The sequence below is a fragment of the Enterobacter cloacae complex sp. 385G4 genome (assembly GCF_057320665.1).
Genome location: NZ_JBXWDD010000001.1, coordinates 618,038 through 635,508 on the forward strand (window position 1 = coordinate 618,038; position 17,471 = coordinate 635,508).

Sequence of the window (17,471 nt, forward strand, 5' to 3'; positions counted from 1 at the left end):
GCGTTGCGCGCCGACGGCTATTTTTTTAATTTGCGGCGAGCGATATTGTGTTTTTCGTCAGGCTTCACAAAACCTGCGCTAAAAAGCTATATCTGAACCTCAAAAACATGTAAACAAATTATCAATAAAATGTTCTTATTTTATCGACGAGTTTACATTTCTGGCTAAGGAACGTTATGACCTCGAAAAAGAGTGCTTCACCCGATTGCAACGATATCAACGATGGCCGGATTGTCTCCTCCCGCCATCTGGTGTCGGAGCGCTGCGCGGAACTGTCAGAGCTGGAGTACGCGCTGATCATGACCGGCAACGCGTTTAACAAGTGGATGGTGCGCTGCATGGCCGCAGCCGGAGAGCCGGATATGGGCGCTTTTGACGTTTCGCTGCTGCATCACGTGAACCACCGCGACCGCAAGAAAAAGCTGGCCGATATCTGCTTTGTTCTCAACGTGGAAGATACGCATGTAGTGACCTATGCCCTGAAAAAGCTGGTTAAAGCGGGCTACGTGACGAGCGAGAAAGCGGGTAAAGAGCTCTTTTTCTCCACCACGGAGGAAGGGAAAGCGTTGTGCATGAAGTACCGGGACGTGCGCGAAGCGTGTCTGATCGCCATTCATGCGGAGAGCGGCATTTCCGGGAAATCCATCGGCGAAACCGCGCAGCTGCTACGCGCGATCTCCTCCCTGTATGACACCGCCGCCCGCGCGGCGGCATCACTCTGAATTACGGACGTCTGAACAGGGTAATGCTGCGTCCGGCCAGTTCGTACTCTACGGTTTCGGTGAACGCTGTCCCGGCGGCAGCGTCATCCGCCGTAGACAGCTCCAGCACCCATCCCCCTTCGCCAAACTGCGGGATCTGGAACGGCACGGTGCCTTCAAACGGATTGAACAGCATCAGCACGTCGTGCCAGATGCCGTCCTCCTGCTGAAGATCCGGCCTGCTGATGGAGACCCCGAGCGTTGAGCCTTCATCCCACTGCTCGGCCTGCTGCGGACCGCCTCCGGCATTGAACCAGCGGATCTCCAGCCCGTCGCGCCAGCTCTCACGACGCAGCAACGGCTGCTGCGCGCGCAGGGCAATGAGCCGGCGGGTGAACTCGCGCAGCGCCGTGTCGTTTTCGGACAGCCCCTTCCAGTCGATCCATGAGATCTCGCTGTCCTGGCAGTAGCCGTTGTTGTTGCCCTTCTGCGTACGGCCAAACTCGTCCCCCGCCAGCAGCATCGGTGTACCGTGGGAGAAAAGCAGCGTGGTCAGGAAATTACGCTTCTGCCGTTCGCGGGTGGCGATAATGTCCGGATTCTCCGTCGGCCCTTCTTCGCCATAGTTGTACGACCGGTTATCGTTATGCCCGTCGTTATTGTCCTCACCGTTGTCGGCGTTGTGCTTCTCGTTGTACGACACCAGGTCATTCAGCGTAAAGCCGTCGTGGGCGGTGATAAAGTTGACGCTGGCCCACGGGCGACGCCCGCGCAGGTCGTACAGATCCCCGGAGCCCAGCAGACGCGCGGCAAAGTCCGTCGAGACGTTGTCCCCCTTCCAGTACTCGCGCACGGTATCGCGGTATTTGTCGTTCCACTCTCCCCAGCCTGGCGGGAAGCCACCGACCTGATAGCCGCCGGGGCCAATATCCCAGGGCTCGCCAATCAGCTTGAGCTTAGAGAGCACCGGATCCTGGGTAACGGCGTCGAAAAAGCCCCCGCGCGGATCGAACCCCTCAGGTTCGCGGCCCAGAATCGTCCCCAGGTCGAAACGAAAACCGTCAATGTGCATGGATTCGGCCCAGTAGCGCAAGGAATCCATCACCATCTGCAGCACGCGCGGGTGCGAGGTATTCACCGTGTTCCCCGTCCCGGTGTCGTTAATGTAATACCGGTGCTGGTCCGGCAGCGTGCGGTAGTAGCTGTAGTTATCAATGCCCTTGAATGAAAGCGTTGGCCCCAGCTCGTTACCTTCCGCCGTGTGGTTGTAGACCACGTCCAGAATCACCTCGATGCCCGCGTCATGATAGGCGCGCACCATGTCGCGAAAGCCCTGGATCCCCGCCGGGCCATAGTAGCGCGACGCCGGAGCAAAAAAGCCGAGCGTGTTATAGCCCCAGAAGTTCTTCAGGCCACGGTCTAGCAGATGCTGGTCGTCCGGGAACCAGTGAACGGGTAGCAGCTCCACCGAGGTAATGCCGAGGCTTTTGATGTAGTCGATCGAGGCTTTGTGTCCCATCCCCTCGAACGTCCCGCGCAGCTCGGGCGGGATGGCCGGGTTCATCTGGGTAAAGCCCTTCACGTGGCTCTCATAGACGACGGTATGTGGCCAGGGCACGTTTGGCCGGTTGTTGTCCTGCCAGTCGAAAGCGTTCGGGTCGATAACCTTGCATTTCGGCGTGAACGGCGCGCTGTCCCGCGTATCGAAGCTAAGATCCAGTTCGTCATGCCCCAACTCATAGCCGAAATGGGCGTCGTTCCAGTCGATATCGCCCACCAGTTCACGGGCATACGGGTCAATAAGCAGCTTATGCGGGTTAAAGCGGTGACCGTTTTCCGGATCGTAGGGGCCGTAGACGCGATAGCCGTACAGCGCACCGGGTTTCAGGTCAGGCACATAGCCGTGCCAGACCTCATGGGTATACTCCGGCAGCTCCAGCCGGGCGATTTCTGTTTTCCCGGACGGGTCAAACAGACAGAGCTCAACCCGCTCCGCGTGCGCGGAGAACAGCGCGAAGTTAACGCCCTTCCCGTCATAATTCGCACCCAACTGCTGGCCATGACCGGCCCGAATTTCAAACGTAGTTTCCTTTGCCATTTTCGTTCTCCACGATTATTCGCAGGTAAGCAGAACCAGTACACATCCCTTTTCTGACGTTAAATCCAGCGTCTCTTGCAGAATGCGGCTTTCACCGCTGAACAGATCCCGATAGCGCTTCCCGGCCAGTTCGTCGGGTATCGCTACCGTGGTATTGATCCACAGCTGATGATTATCGGTGATGCCAAAAACCAGACGCGGTACGGCAACGATCAGCGCCTCCTCGTCTTTAACGCGCGCATAGACAATCAGGTTCTCCTCGCGCTCGCCGGAAACCTTGAGCGGCAGCCAGTCGCCGTAGCGGAAAAGTGCGTCGTAATGCGGTCGAAGCCGCAGCAGCGTGGCGGTGACAAACTGCTTTACCCTGCCGTCCCGCCAGCACGCCGGGTGTTCAAACACTGAAGCATCCGCCGCGCTGAGGTTTTGCACCAGCGCGTTGAAGTCCGGCTCCCGCCGGTTATCCGGGTCGACGAGGCTAAAGTTGAGCGCCTCGCTGCCCTGATAGATATCCGGCACGCCGGGCGCCGTCAGCTTGATGACCGTCTGGCTGAGGCTGTTCATCAGCCCGGCGCGGATAAAGGGCTGCATCGCCTCGCTGAAATCGTGCAGGAACGGGGCGTTATCCGGGGAAAGCAGATGCCGCGCATAGCTCAGCACCACGCTCTCATAGCTCTCGTTGCTGTCGATCCAGTCGGTGCGCTGCTTCGCCTCACGAAGCGCTTTCTCAAGGAAGCCGAGGAAACGCGTCTCCAGCGATGCAAGCCCTTCGGCATCGTCAGGCGACAGCGTGGCGGGCCAGACGCCCGCCAGCGCCTGATAGATCATCCAGGTATCGGCGGCGTTCGGCGCGGTGCCGTCGTTGAGAAAACGCACCTGGGTCTGGTTCATCTGCCGCCAGCGGGCGAGATTTTCTCCCCAGCGTTCCGGCGCCTCCGTCAGGGTGTAGAGCCGCGCCCGGGCGTCTTCTCCGCGCTTGGTATCGTGCGTGGAGGTGCCCAGCAGCGCGTCGGGCTGACGGGCGAGACGAATGCGCATCTCCTGGTGAAAGCGGGATAACGAGAACGCGCGCGGCGTCGGGTCAGCGCCCACTTCATTGAGCGCAAGCTCAAGGTTCAGGCGGAAAAACAGCGTATCTTCCACCGATTTCGCCATCAGCGGCCCGGTCAACTGCTGGAAGCGGGTTCTGAAAAGCGCGGCGTAGTCGCGGCAATCTTCCGGCAGATCGCCGGTAAGAATGCGCACAATCAGGCTCAGGGCCGCTTCGGACGTATTTACACCGGCGACCACGCGGCTAAGCAGAGCCACGTCAGGCGGGGTTAATCCCTCGCGAGTGCCGTAGGTGCGGTACACCGGAAAGGCGATAAGCAACTCGCGCAGCGCGTGGCGGATCTCCTCGCGCGGCAGCGCAACGTCATTGCGGCGGGCCAGATCGTCCGCAAGGTTTAGCAGCGTGGTGAACTCGCCCTCAAAATTACGATCGGTCATCAGACCCTTGGCATCGCGCAGTTCGGCGTGGCGATCGACCGTGACGCCCAGCGTCTCGTCGTGGATTGTCTCCAGGCGCGAGAGGTTATCGTCGTCGACCAGCACCTCCGCCAGCGAGGCGATAAACTCGTAGCCGGTGGTGCCGGAAACCGGCCAGTCGGTGGGGAGCTGCTCTCCCTTCGCGAGAATTTTTTCGACCGTGATGTAACAGTCAGGTCCGGCTGCCTGCCGCAGCTTCTGCAAATAACCCAGCGGATCGGCCAGGCCGTCAATATGGTCAATGCGCAGGCCGTCAACCACGCCCGCGTGAACCAGCTCAAGAATGAGACGGTGCGTATCGTCGAAGACCGCCTCGTCTTCAACCCGTACGCCTACAAGACCGGTGATCTCGAAGAAGCGCCGCCACGAGAGCTGCTTCGGCGCTTCCCGCCAGGACATCAGCCGCCAGCTCTGCGCCTCATGCAGTTCGGCGATGCTTTTATCCTCGCTGTACGTGCCCGGATTAAGCGGGTACGCCGTGTCGTAATAGACCAGAGAGGCTTTATTCGTGACAGGGTCACGTTTTAACGTAATGGCACCCTTCTCCAGCTCCGCCTCAAAGGTGTCTCCGAGAAACGGCAGCGTAAGCGGGCGCGACGCGTCGATATCGAAATAGCGGAAATAGCGGCTCTGCTGGCCATATTCAATCACGTCCCGCCACCATGCGTTTTCCAGCGAGGTGGACATATGGTTCGGGACAATATCCAGAATCAGCCCCATGCCAGCCTGCCTGAGCGCCGCGGCCATGCGGTCAAACCCTTCCCGACCGCCAATCGCGGGGTCAATTTCATTCGGGTTGGTCACGTCATAGCCGTGGGTGGAACCCGTTGTAGCGGTAAACACGGGCGAGGCGTAGAGGTGGCTGATGCCGAGGTCTTTCAGATACGGCACCAGCTCGACAGCGCGGTCAAACGTCATGCCGTTGCGGAACTGAATACGGTACGTGGCGGAAGGGATCATAACGATGCGTCTCCATCAGCAAAGCGAACGACAATACTGTTCGGCGGCAAAACGTCGTTTACCTCCGGCCAGGCGAAGCGCGTCTCCCCTGCGAGCGCGGGCACGTCGACAGGCTTAGGGCCAATATTGAGCGCCAGAGAGAGCGTCCCGGACGGGAAGCGCCAGCTCACCGCCACCATGCCGGGCGCGGTCTCGATCGCCTTGCCTTCAACGATGCCGCCCTGATGCAGAAGCGGAACGATATAGCGATGGCGCAACGTCAGCAGGTGGCGGGTGAAGCGCAGCCACGTTTTCCCTTCGTCGGTAGCAATCTTATGCCAGTCGAGCTTTGAGCGAACGAAGGTGTTAACGTCGTTCGGGTCCGGGACGGCTTCATCGTGCCCGGCGTGGCCGGTAAACTCTTTCGCGCGCCCTTCCCGCACCGCTTTTGCCAGGTCGCCGTGAAAATCGGTGAAGAACAGGAACGGATGCGTTTCACCGAACTCCTCGCCCATAAACAGCAGCGGGATATGGGGAGAGAGCAGCAGCGCGGCAAGCAGCACCCGCGTTTTATCAGCCCCCGCGAGGGTAATAAGCCGTTCGCCCTGGGCGCGATTGCCGGTCTGATCGTGGTTTTGAATGAAATCGACGAAGAACTGCGGCGGCTGGGTACGGCACTCCACCCCGCGAGATTCCCCGGTTTGCAGCGAAATCTCGCCCTGGTAGACAAACCCTTCCGCCAGCGCACGGGCGAACTTTTTCTCCGGCTCATACGCAAAATCCTGGTAGTAGGCGTGCGTTTCGCCGGTGGCAAACACGTGGGCAGCATTGTGGAAGTCATCATTCCACTCGGCGGTGAACAGCGGCGTGTTGCCCTGTTCATCGCGCGGATGCAGGAAAATCACGTTGCGGCTGTCTTCCGTGGTCAGGTGAACGTGACGGTGCGGGATCGCCTCGCGGATCTTCGCGGCAATCTCCTCCAGAATGTGCGTCCCGGAGCTGTCTTTAATCTGGTCGATGGCATCAAAGCGCAGGCCGTCCAGACGGTACTCCGTCAGCCAGTAGAGCGGTGCGTCGGTGATGTACTGCCTCACCGGCTCGCGCTCGTAAGCGATGCCGTTGCCCCACGGCGTCATTCGATCCGCATCAAAAAACGCGGGCGACAGCAGAGGGAGATAGTTCCCCTCCGGGCCGAAGTGGTTGAGCACGATATCCAGCACCACGGAAAGCCCGAGCCCGTGCGCGGCGTCGATAAACGCGTGAAAATCCTCCGGCGTGCCGTAGGCAACGTGCGGGGCATACAGCAGCACGCCGTCGTAGCCCCAGCCGCGGGTTCCACCAAACTGGGAAACGGGCATCACTTCAAGCTGGGTGATACCGAGCTCCGCCAGATAGGGCAGCTTGTCGATGGCCGCCCGGAAGGTGCCCTCCGGGGTAAAGGTGCCGACGTGTAGTTCGTAAATGACCGTCTCTTCCCACGGCCGCCCTGCCCAGTCCCGGTTAACCGGCTGATAGCGTCGGGGATTGATAACAACCGATGGCCCGTTAACGTCGCCCTTTTGCGCGCGCGATGCCGGGTCGGGTACCGACATGCCGTCCTGCAGGACAAACTGATATTCTGCACCGTGCCTGACGCCGGGGACGTCCGCCTGAAACCAGCCGTTGCCGGTTGGCGTCATCGGCACGTCGGTGGCGGCCAGACGTAGCGTAAGTTCTTTCTGTCCTTCTGCCCAGACGCGAAAGCGTACCACGTCATCGGAAATAAACTCAGCACCCCACTGCTTTTGAAATGTCCTGAATTCCATTCATTGTCCTCGAATGACCCACATTTTACGCGGAACGAAGTACAAGCTTAGTTCAGGATCTCTAGTGCGTGAGCTCAGCGGATTTAACCGCGTCGTCTATTCTGTATTAAATAACTCACTACCGGGAATACTATGCAGATTCGAAAAGGATTAAATACGGACCTCGTCCGTCTTGAATGTTGTGACTTTTCTTTCACCATTAGCCACATTGCGCGAGAGCCCTTTATCCATTGTGATTTGCATATTGAAGCCGTCGCCGAACCCTGGATAAAAACCTACGAACTCGACATCCAAACGCTTGAAAACCATTGCGTTAATCCGGACGCCATATTTCTTGTTGCGGAAACCGATGACGGTGAATTAGCCGGATTTATTACCGCGTCAATCGGCTGGAATAAATTTATTTCAGTGGATTATATTGCCGTTGATCGCACCAGACGCAGAACCGGCGCTGCGCAAAAATTAATGGCTGCCGCGCACGTGTGGGCCCGCAGCGTAAACGCGCCGGGATTACGGCTTGAAACACAAAATGTGAACGTCTCCGCCTGTCTGTTTTACCGTAACTACGGGTTCACCCTGGGCGGGTACGATCGGTATCTCTACAACGCCTTACCGGAAAAAGACGAGGTCGCCTTGTTCTGGTATTACATGCTGGTGTAGCGACGCTGCCTTCATATTTCTGTCATTGAACTTCATTACGCTTTCGGGATTTTAACCACGGTGTTGAGGAAAGAAGTGTGAATTCAATGGCTAAGGCATTACTGCTGGCATTACCCGTTTTGAGTGCAGCGGCGACGGCCGCTGAGCGCGAGCTGTGTGAACCCAAAGCGTACGAAATGGCGCTGCGCTATCAGCAGAAATCGGCAGAGATTCTGGCCCTTCAGCTGCAGACGTATCGGTTTGCCACCGAGCGTTTCGACGAAAAATTAAAAGATCTGAAAACACCTGAAAATTATGCCGTGGTGATGGACCTGGATGAAACGGTGCTGGATAACACCCCTCTGCTGGTGCGCGACATGGCGCAGTGTCACGACTATACAAAATGGGATACCTGGAGCGACTGGGAAAAACAGGGAAAACCCGGCTTAATCCCGGGAGCGAAGGCGTTTCTTGACCATGTGAATCAAAGCAAGGTCAGGATCTACTATGTTTCGGACCGTATGCAGGAAAACAAAGCCGACACGCTGAAGACGTTAAACGCTCTCGGCCTGCCGCAGGTGTCTGACGAAAGCGTGCTGCTGGATACGGTCAGCAAGGAAGAGCGCCGTCAGAGCATCCTCAAAAAGCAGCAGATCGTGATGCTGTTTGGCGACAGCCTGCCGGACTTCGCCGTACAGTTCAAAACCAAAAAACCGAGCGAGCAGCAGCGTGAGCTGGTTGAAGCCAGCGCCGAACACTTCGGCAACGACTGGATTGTGCTCCCAAATGCCGTTTATGGTGCCTGGTCCAGGGCCACGCTGGATAGCTGGAACGCACCGCTGAAAAAATAACGCTTTACGGGCCGGGAAAGGCTTCACCACCACCCGGCTTTTGCGCTGTGCTATTTATCTCGTTTATAGGTCCTATCATTTCTGAGCAGGTTCTTATAATTTTACGGAGCAGTAAGATGAGCACTTTCAAAGGAGACTCGTATGCTTACCGTGAAAAAACTTGCTCTTTCCACGCTGATTTCCAGTTCATTGCTGTTCTACCCTGCGCTGCAGGCCTCGGCAGAAACGCCGCAGCACGTCGTTAAACAACCGGCGGGCGGTTACAGCGTGCAGGTCGGTGACGTTCTGGTAACGTCGTTTACGGACGGGACCGTTGCGCAGGATCTGCACAAGCTGCTGCGCCGGACAACGCCGCAAAACATTGATGCACTGCTCGCGAAAAACTTTCAGACCAACCCGGCGGAAGTGTCCATCAACGCCTTCCTGATTGCGATGCCCGGACACAAAATCCTGGTGGATACCGGTTCCGGCCAGCTCTTTGGCCCCGGCAACGGCGGACGTCTGATTGAAAGCCTCGCCACCCAGGGAATCAAACCCGAGGACATTACTGAAGTCTTGCTGACCCACGCCCATTCCGACCACGCGGGTGGCCTGGTGAAAGACGGCAAGCTGGTGTTCAGCAACGCGCGCGTTTTCGTTGGCAAACCGGACATCGACTTTTTCTTTAACGACGACAATCAGAAGAAAACCGGCTACGGCAAGAACTACTTCGATGTCGCACAGAAGACCTTAAAACCCTATCTTGACGCGGGTAAAGTGGTGCCGTTTAGCGGCACATCGGAGATTCTTCCGGGGCTGACCGGCACGGTTCATCCCGGACACACGCCGGGTTCAGCCTTCTACACGCTGACAAGTAAAGGCGAGAAGATCACCTTTGTCGGCGACATCATTCACGCAGCGGCGGTCCAGTTCCCGCAGCCTGCGGTGACCATCACCTACGATGAAGATGAGAACAAAGCGGCAAGCGTACGCGAGCATGCGTTCGCTGACTTTGTGAAAAATAAAGACCTTATTGCCGCGCCCCATCTGCCTTTCCCGGGCATCGGCTATGTGACGAAAGGTGAGAAAGGCGGCTATGCCTGGGTCCCTGTCACCTATACCAACCGGGACGCCAGCGGCGCGAAGTAGAGTGATGTCGCGTATATCTGACATGGACATCGACCTGCTCCTGGCGCTGGACGCCCTGCTTCAGGACAGCAACATCACTCATGCGGCCGCGCGGCTGGGCATCAGCCAGCCCGCGCTGTCAGCCCGCCTGGCGCGTCTGCGCACGCTGTTTGGCGAACCGCTGTTTATTCCCTCCCCACACGGACGTGGGGTATTACCCACACCGAGAGCGGAGGCGTTGAAGCCACAGGTTGAAAGCGTGCTACGCGGCATCCGCGCGATGTTCGCCCCCACCACGTTTGAGGCGCACACCAGCAGCCGGACCTTTGTTATCGCGCTGCATGAAAACCCAGCGCTGATGCTCGGCACCGCGCTGCTTAACCAGGTGAGTACCGATGCCCCCGGCATCCGCCTGCGCTTCGCCCTGCCGGAGATGGTAGACCTGCCGCAGCAGCTGGAAAACGGTGATGTGGATATCTACATCGGCGTGAGCGCGGGCGCCCATGACGGATGGGTGAGGCGCAAACTTCTCGACGACGCGTTTGCCACCGCCCAGCGCAAAGCTCATCCGCGTGGAACAGGTTCGTTAGATTTGGAAAGCTACTGCGCGCTTTCCCATCTGGTGGTGTCGTCTGCGGGAGATCCCTTTACCGGATTTGTCGACCAAACCCTCGCCGGACTGGGCTATCAGCGACACGTTGCCATGTCCACCCAGAGCTACGCTATGGCGCCTGCGCTGATTGCCGGTACCGACCTGGTATGTACCCTGCCGGAACGGATGCTGAAGCAGTTTGCCAGCACGCTGGATATTTTCCCACCGCCGCTGCCGCTCCAGCCGATTACCATCAACATGTACTGGCACCCGAAAAACAGCCAGGATCCGGCGAACGCCTGGCTGCGCGGGCAGCTGCTGCGGGCCGCCGGACGTCAGGTGTGATCGAGCGTGACCAGAAACTTTTTAAGCACTTCTGAACGAATAATCCGGTGGCAAACCAGGGTGAGTTCGCTCTCCCGCAGCCGGTCGAGGATGTCCACGTAGACGACATTCTCAACGCTCACTGCCTTTGCCGACGCGGGCAGCAACGCCAGCCCAAATCCGGCCGCAACAAGGCTTATCACCGTGGGCACGTCGGTCGCATTTTGCACTACGTCCGGCTGAAAGCCCGCCCCGCTGCAGGCGTCATAGAAGTACTGCTCCAGCCCCATTCCCTCCGGATCGCGCAGCGAGATCCATTTTTCGTCTTTCACCGACGAAAGCGTCAGCGCGGACGATCCGGCGAGCGGATGCTGACGAGAGAGTGCCAGCACCGTTTTCTCCGACGTGAACGGCCGGCTTTGCAGATCGTCAGGCAGCGACGGCAGCGGCGCGCGGATGATGGCCACGTCCAGCTGGTTGCTCTGCACGGCGGCGTAGAGCGTCTGCACATTTCCCGTCATCAGGGACATGGTAATGGCCGGCCAGCGGCTGTGCATCTGGCGCAGCGCGGCGGGTAGCCTGCCGTCAAACATCGCACTCGACACGCACCCCAGGTTTAACTCCCCCTGCTCGCCCCGTGCCGTTTGTCTGGCATCCAGCACCGCCTGCTCGGTCAACGAGATGGCAAGCCGGGCTTTGACCAGAAACGCTTCGCCCGCGGGCGTCAGGGTTAAGCGGCGGTTCGCCCGGCTGAAAAGCGTGACGTCTAAACGTTCTTCCAGCGCCTTTATCTGCTGGCTCAGCGCCGGTTGGGCGATGTTCAGACGCTCGGCGGCCCGGTGCATGTGGAGCTCTTCGGCAACGACAATGAAGTGGCGCATCTGACGAAACTGCACGAGACGTCTCCCTGTATTGATATAAATTTACTTATCAATTTAACAGAAATGATGAAATTGATGCTATTGGTCTTTGCCATAAAAATGGAGGTATTCAACCGAGGGAGGAAAATATGGAAAACCAAGTCAACGATCTCCGCAGCGCCATCGCCTTACTGCAGCGCCACGAAGGGCAGTATATTGAAACCGATCATCCGGTCGATCCCAACGCGGAACTGGCGGGTGTCTATCGCCATGTCGGCGCAGGCGGCACGGTCAAACGTCCGACCCGCACGGGTCCGGCCATGATGTTCAACAGCGTTAAGGGCTATCCGGGCTCCCGCATTCTGGTGGGCATGCACGCCAGCCGCGAGCGCGCGGCGCTGCTGTTAGGTTGCGAACCGTCTGAACTGGCAAAACACGTTGGCCATGCGGTGAAAAAGCCGGTCGCACCGGTTGTCGTTCCGGCCTCGCAGGCCCCCTGCCAGGAACAGGTCTTCTACGCTGACGATCCTGACTTCGATCTTCGCAAATTGCTTCCGGCACCGACCAATACGCCAATTGATGCCGGTCCGTTTTTCTGCCTGGGGCTGGTGCTGGCAAGCGATCCGGAAGACAGCTCGCTGACGGATGTCACCATTCACCGCCTCTGCGTGCAGGAGCGCGACGAGCTTTCCATGTTCCTTGCCGCCGGGCGACATATCGAAGTCTTCCGTAAAAAAGCGGAGGATGCCGGAAAACCGCTGCCGGTGACGATCAACATGGGTCTCGACCCCGCCATCTATATCGGCGCATGCTTTGAGGCCCCTACCACGCCGTTTGGCTACAACGAGCTGGGCGTCGCCGGGGCGCTGCGCCAGCAGCCGGTCGAGCTGGTGCAGGGCGTGGCGGTCAAAGAGAAAGCCATCGCACGGGCGGAAATCATCATCGAAGGCGAACTGCTTCCGGGCGTGCGCGTAAGAGAGGATCAGCATACCAACACTGGCCACGCGATGCCGGAGTTCCCGGGCTACTGCGGTGAGGCGAATCCCTCCCTGCCGGTGATCAAAGTGAAAGCCGTGACCATGCGCAACCACGCGATCCTGCAGACGCTGGTGGGACCGGGGGAAGAACATACCACGCTGGCCGGACTGCCGACCGAGGCCAGCATCCGTAATGCCGTTGAAGAGGCAATTCCGGGCTTCCTGCAAAACGTCTATGCCCATACCGCGGGCGGCGGTAAGTTCCTCGGCATATTGCAGGTGAAAAAACGCCAGCCGTCAGACGAAGGACGCCAGGGCCAGGCGGCGCTCATCGCCTTAGCCACCTACTCGGAGCTGAAAAACATTATTCTTGTCGACGAAGATGTGGATATTTTCGACAGCGACGACATCCTGTGGGCGATGACGACGCGCATGCAGGGCGATGTGAGCATCACCAATATTCCGGGGATCCGCGGCCACCAGCTGGATCCGTCCCAGTCGCCGGATTACAGCACCTCGATTCGCGGCAACGGCATTTCCTGCAAGACGATCTTCGACTGCACGGTGCCATGGGCGCTGAAGGACCGCTTCGAGCGCGCGCCGTTTATGGAAGTGGATCCGCGTCCGTGGGCGCCGGAGCTGTTTGCCGATAAGAAATAAAATCACGTGCGTATGGCCCGCAAGTCATACGCGTATTTTCTTTTCAAGCGTGGCGATATTTTCACCCGCCACGCGTTCAACAGTGAAACGATCGACGCTCAGCAATATAAGCATCAGCCCCCTGCCGCTCTCCAGCAGCGGCGACATTTCGCAGAAACGGTCTCGCCGGGCGATCTCAAGACGCTCCTGCGGGAACGCGTCACCCGCGTCAGTAAAAACAAGGCAGACGTCATTGCCGCGGATGGCGAACTGTACGCTAAAGACGCACGAATTATCCTCATGAAGCGCGTAGCGGATGATATTCGTTGCCACTTCACAAACGGCGAGATCGAAGGCGAAACGCCACTCGTCATCGACGGGAAGCGCGCTCAGCCTGTCTCTCAGCCAGTCGGACAGCGGCGTCAGGGACGCGATCGCCGCCGGAAATTCAGCATGCTCTGGCCTCTGCATCTACTGCCCCAGCTGTGCAAGCGCGCTATGTTTATCCGGATAGATACGGAAGATGCGATCCATTCGGGTCAGGGTGAACATGTTCATGATCCCGGGGTTCAGAGAGCACAGCGCCATGTCGCCTTTCCCGTTCATCAGCTTAAACAACGACACCAGCATACCCAGCCCGCTGCTGTCGATGAAATCCACTTTGCTAAAGTCGACGATTAAGGCTTTACGATCGCTGCCGATTTCCTCCGTCACGGACGCTTTAAACGTCGCAGCAACGGAGGCGTCCAGCCGTCGGACCGCGGGCGTGAGAATGTTGGCATGCGGTAATCGTTCAGTGTTAATTATCATTCTGTTCTCCCTGACGCTCAATCACGAGCAGTGACACGTCATCAGTTAAGGCGATCGGTTCATCACGATTTGCATTGCGCCAGCCGGTCAGGTGGTCACCGAACCGCGGCAGGAGCTGGTCAACGGGGAGCCGGGCATGCTCATGAAGCCAGCGTTCGAGACGTTGCGTGCCAAACTGCTCGCCGCTGACGTTCTCACACTCGGTAATACCGTCACTGAATAAGCATAAGCGATCCCCCGGATGGAGGGTAAACGCGACGTCTTCCCAGCTCAGATCCGGGATTAGCCCGACCGGCGGTCCGCCATCGCCCACGGACGTGACGGCGCTGTCCGCATTCACAATGAAGGGAGTAGGATGCCCGGCCTGGCACAGCCACCCTTCACCAGTCTCTGGATCGATCACGCCGTAAATGAGCGTGAAATAACTGGTGATGTCGCTCTCTTCACTGCAAAAGCGGCTGTTCAACATCCTGACAACCTCCGCAGGTGACTGAATCCCCCCCTCTTCGGTAAACAGAAAGCGATCCACCACCCGGCCATGTAAAAACTGGCGAGCCACCGCGAGGGACATCATCGCGGCCCCCACGCCGTGACCCGAGACATCAACGCAATAGAATCCCAGATGTGAATCCAGAGGGAAAATATTGAACACATCGCCCGAAACCCAGGCTGACGGCAGGAAAAGCCAGTCGGAGAAGTAGTCATCATAGCGTAAGCGGCGTGAAGGCAGCACCGAGTGCTGAACGCGCGCAGCCAGTTCCAGATCTTTTTCAATCTGATGCAACGCTTCACTCAGGCGCTTGTTGTGCGCCGCGAGGGTCGCCTCCAGCGTCAGAATACGGACCCCGGCATGAAGCCGCGCCCGCAGTTCAGCCTGCTCAACGGGCTTACTCAAAAAATCATCCGCTCCGGCATCAAACCCCTGCGTCACGTCCCCGGCATTCTCGCGGGCCGTCAACAGGATGATATACACGTAGCGGCCAAACTGACGGTTGCGGATGGTCTGACACAGCGTCAGTCCGTCCATTTCCGGCATTTCCCAGTCGCTTATCACCATGCTGACCGGCTGGCTGGACAAGATTTCCAGCGCGTCGACACCATTTTCCGCCTCGCTCACGATATATCCCCGCTGGGTGAGCATTCGGGAGAGTAACCGACGATAAATCAGCGAATCTTCAACGATTAACACGTGCAGCGCCGACATACATCCCTCCTAAAGCGGTAAGAACCAGATGAGGCTCACGGTCCCTTCCCTGAATTTTGCATTCCCGTTGCCGTGCCCCGGATAGCGCGTTCCCGCATAGTTCGCGTACTGGATGGAGAACGAACCCGGCGTATAGCCGGCATAACCGAAGCTGTAGCTGTAATCGCCGTTCCAGGGCTGCTGCTGGCTGCTGTCCGGGAACCAGAATGCCGTCGCGCGAACGAAGAAATGTTGTTTGAAGGTGTAGCCGCAGCCGCCGAGCATGACGTTTTTATTTTTGCGGATGTCATCGCTGCTGAGGTCGTAGTAGCGCGGTACCCAGCTGTACCCGACCTGGCAAATGATGGAATCCCCTTTATTAATCAGGAGCGTGTTTTCAACCGGTTTCGGTAACGAAAACTTATAGGCCAGCGTGAAGGCGCCCTGTTCGAAATAGGTGTGTCGTCGGCTGCCCGATGTCCAGAAATGGTTATCGCCGTAGTTGCTGTAAACCAGACTCACGGTGTTGGCGTGCCAGTCATCGTAGCCGAAGCTGTAGCGAAAATCGGCGGTGTAGCGGCTGGTGTCTCTGACCGGCAGTCGGGACGTAATGTTGGCAAACCAGAAGCTGTAGGGGGAATACTGAAGGCTGAGATTCAGCGTCTGGTTAATCTTTTTCTTTTCCGTGGCGGTGTCTGAACTGTTAGGAATGCTCATCCACTGCTCTTTCAGTCCCGAGCTAAAGCTCAGCGCACCTGAGAATTTCTTGTCGTTACCCGAGAACAGGCGCCCCCAACGGCTGGTAAAAACGCCTGCCTGAACGGGTTCACCGTTCTTATCGCGCAGGGTTTCTTTATCACTGCTTTGCGCCGCCTCCGCGGCGGGTATCGCGGCGAGCAGCACGCCCGCCAGAAGCCATTTTTCGCGCATAACCGCCATCCTTAGTTAGGTATCCAGCCTGCGCCGACGTCGTATTTTGCCATCAGCCACAAAATACCCAGTGCCGCCGCATGCACTAACGTGTTCTCTATCCAGGCGTGACGCCATAAATCGAAGGTGATGAACTGACTCACCAGCAGCACCACGTACACATGCAAAATAAAGGTATAGAGCGAGTGCTGCCCTAGCGGGATGAGGAACCATCCCAGCAGGCGGTTGAGCGGCGTCCAGCAATACGTCAGCACCAGATAGACGGTGACCATCAGGGCGATATCGTTCAATACCCGCACCGGGCCCAGCCCATTCTTCGCCGCCCAGGTGTGATAAAACGAATTGAAGCTGTCAGGCGGGATGACGTGCATCAGCAGCGCGGGCGGCATAAACGGGTTGGTATGGTTCTGGGCAACAAATCCCAGCACCAGTGACACCATGACCAGCGCCACCACCACCCCTTTGCCCGGGGGCGTCCGGGCGAACGAGAGCAGTTCGGCTTTATACCAGCCGCTGGCCATGCCCAGCACAAAGATGAACTGCCAGGCGAGCAGCGGGAAGGCAAATTCGAATTCCGACGGCGTCAGCCGAAGCGGCCACCGCTGCCACAGGCTGTACACCAGCAGCGACAGCCCTAACAGCCACCAGACTTTTCCTTTCTGCAGCATCCCTAAAAATAGCGGGCTGAGTAGCAGCAAAAAGATATACAGTCCGAGAATTTGCGTCTGGTGGGGGCCGATCTGCAAATAGAGAATAATGTTGAACCAGGTCTCTTTAATTTGCGGCGTCACAGGATAAAGCGACCAGCTTTGACCTGAAAATCGGTCGGTAAAATGGGTGACCTCGAAAACGTTAATATGTGGGATATAGGCCAGCAGAATAAACGACACTATGATAATGATATTTACGCGATATATTTTCCATGCCCTGAGATAAAGCCCCCAGGAAACCGTAAGCAAAACCACTTTTTGCAGACGCGCGCGATTCAGCATTCCCAGCATAAACCCTGAGAGAATGACAAAGCCTTCTGCACCTGTTGTTAACCCAAAACGCTCCCAGGAGAATATATTAAATATCGACATCACCTCCGTATGCGCCACGACCATCATGACGAGGGCAATGCCGCGCATAAAGTCAATTCTCAGGTCACGGGCACCTGCAACGGAATACCTCCATGTTATTGATTTAGCGTCATCTTCTTGCGCAATCGACGGCGCAACGTGGCTCATAGGGTGTCCTTTGCCTGAAAACGAAAATTAAGGTCTAAATAAAGTAGATAGTCTAAAGGAATAGTAACTGCAATTTATCACCGGCAGATGAAACATATTAAGCAGAATTAAATCCAAATTAACCACCACTTCATATTAATAAAAACGACGCTGGACACTTTTATTCGGCGTTCTACACTTATCTTAAATCTTGTTTACTCGCTATTTTCTTTCGCTTTTGGGCAACTGTCTGCGCAGCAGAATGGGTCTGCATTTTCACGGAA

15 protein-coding genes are annotated in these 17,471 nt (G+C 57.5%); 6 read left to right on the forward strand and 9 right to left on the reverse strand.

The genetic code is table 11. The features are described from left to right. Positions 1-176: 176 nt before the first annotated feature. Complete coding sequence (locus AC2FAJ_RS03125; RefSeq protein WP_041909953.1) at positions 177-722, forward strand: winged helix DNA-binding protein; 546 nt, start codon at positions 177-179, stop codon at positions 720-722. Between the two features lies 1 nt (position 723). Here AC2FAJ_RS03125 and glgX read toward each other — a convergent pair whose 3' ends face one another. The 3 genes from glgX to treZ are packed head-to-tail and all read right to left on the reverse strand — an operon-like array spanning position 724 to position 7,067. Next, on the reverse strand, positions 724-2,799 hold the full coding sequence (gene glgX, locus AC2FAJ_RS03130; RefSeq protein WP_485453797.1) for a glycogen debranching protein GlgX: 2,076 nt from the start codon (positions 2,797-2,799) through the stop codon (positions 724-726). A 15-nt stretch (positions 2,800-2,814) separates the two neighbouring features. Then, positions 2,815-5,283, reverse strand: coding sequence for a malto-oligosyltrehalose synthase (treY, locus tag AC2FAJ_RS03135; protein ID WP_485453798.1), 2,469 nt, complete (start codon positions 5,281-5,283; stop codon positions 2,815-2,817). After that, the gene (gene treZ / locus AC2FAJ_RS03140; protein ID WP_485453799.1) at positions 5,280-7,067 is read right to left on the reverse strand and encodes a malto-oligosyltrehalose trehalohydrolase; all 1,788 of its coding nucleotides are present in this window, start codon (positions 7,065-7,067) and stop codon (positions 5,280-5,282) included. The genes treY and treZ overlap by 4 nt, the downstream gene beginning before the upstream one ends. A gap of 132 nt (positions 7,068-7,199) precedes the next feature. On the opposite strand from treZ, the gene AC2FAJ_RS03145 reads away from it, so the two are divergent. The 4 genes from AC2FAJ_RS03145 to AC2FAJ_RS03160 all read left to right on the forward strand — a co-directional run bounded on the left by AC2FAJ_RS03145 (position 7,200) and on the right by AC2FAJ_RS03160 (position 10,601). Next, positions 7,200-7,727 (forward strand): GNAT family N-acetyltransferase, encoded by a 528-nt coding sequence (locus AC2FAJ_RS03145; RefSeq protein WP_041909946.1) that lies wholly within the window; start codon positions 7,200-7,202, stop codon positions 7,725-7,727. 86 nt (positions 7,728-7,813) lie between these two features. Further along, positions 7,814-8,557 carry a 5'-nucleotidase, lipoprotein e(P4) family gene (locus AC2FAJ_RS03150; RefSeq protein ID WP_485453800.1) on the forward strand — a complete coding sequence of 248 codons (744 nt, stop codon included), beginning with the start codon at positions 7,814-7,816 and terminating at the stop codon, positions 8,555-8,557. Between the two features lie 141 nt (positions 8,558-8,698). Further along, positions 8,699-9,685 (forward strand): MBL fold metallo-hydrolase, encoded by a 987-nt coding sequence (locus AC2FAJ_RS03155; RefSeq protein WP_047365143.1) that lies wholly within the window; start codon positions 8,699-8,701, stop codon positions 9,683-9,685. A gap of 4 nt (positions 9,686-9,689) precedes the next feature. Then, complete coding sequence (locus AC2FAJ_RS03160) at positions 9,690-10,601, forward strand: LysR family transcriptional regulator (RefSeq protein ID WP_485453801.1); 912 nt, start codon at positions 9,690-9,692, stop codon at positions 10,599-10,601. Here AC2FAJ_RS03160 and AC2FAJ_RS03165 read toward each other — a convergent pair. After that, entirely contained in the window at positions 10,592-11,476 is an 885-nt protein-coding gene (locus AC2FAJ_RS03165; protein WP_485453802.1) for a LysR substrate-binding domain-containing protein, read from the reverse strand. The two genes, AC2FAJ_RS03160 and AC2FAJ_RS03165, sit on opposite strands and share 10 nt — an antisense overlap. Before the next feature lie 113 nt (positions 11,477-11,589). Between AC2FAJ_RS03165 and AC2FAJ_RS03170 the strand changes: the two genes are divergently transcribed. Continuing rightward, on the forward strand, positions 11,590-13,077 hold the full coding sequence (locus AC2FAJ_RS03170; protein WP_048958238.1) for a UbiD family decarboxylase: 1,488 nt from the start codon (positions 11,590-11,592) through the stop codon (positions 13,075-13,077). A gap of 24 nt (positions 13,078-13,101) precedes the next feature. Here AC2FAJ_RS03170 and AC2FAJ_RS03175 read toward each other — a convergent pair whose 3' ends face one another. Genes AC2FAJ_RS03175 through opgC form a run of 5 tightly spaced genes read right to left on the reverse strand, consistent with a single transcriptional unit; the run spans position 13,102 to position 17,208 of the window. Then, positions 13,102-13,527, reverse strand: coding sequence for an ATP-binding protein (locus tag AC2FAJ_RS03175; protein ID WP_041909935.1), 426 nt, complete (start codon positions 13,525-13,527; stop codon positions 13,102-13,104). Beyond that, positions 13,528-13,866 (reverse strand): STAS domain-containing protein, encoded by a 339-nt coding sequence (locus tag AC2FAJ_RS03180; RefSeq protein WP_028013194.1) that lies wholly within the window; start codon positions 13,864-13,866, stop codon positions 13,528-13,530. Then, positions 13,856-15,070 (reverse strand): PP2C family protein-serine/threonine phosphatase, encoded by a 1,215-nt coding sequence (locus AC2FAJ_RS03185; RefSeq protein WP_485453803.1) that lies wholly within the window; start codon positions 15,068-15,070, stop codon positions 13,856-13,858. The genes AC2FAJ_RS03180 and AC2FAJ_RS03185 overlap by 11 nt, the downstream gene beginning before the upstream one ends. A gap of 9 nt (positions 15,071-15,079) precedes the next feature. Next, positions 15,080-15,979, reverse strand: coding sequence for a hypothetical protein (locus tag AC2FAJ_RS03190; protein ID WP_028013196.1), 900 nt, complete (start codon positions 15,977-15,979; stop codon positions 15,080-15,082). An 11-nt stretch (positions 15,980-15,990) separates the two neighbouring features. Then, the gene (gene opgC, locus AC2FAJ_RS03195; RefSeq protein ID WP_045630440.1) at positions 15,991-17,208 is read right to left on the reverse strand and encodes an OpgC domain-containing protein; all 1,218 of its coding nucleotides are present in this window, start codon (positions 17,206-17,208) and stop codon (positions 15,991-15,993) included. Positions 17,209-17,471 lie beyond the last annotated feature (263 nt).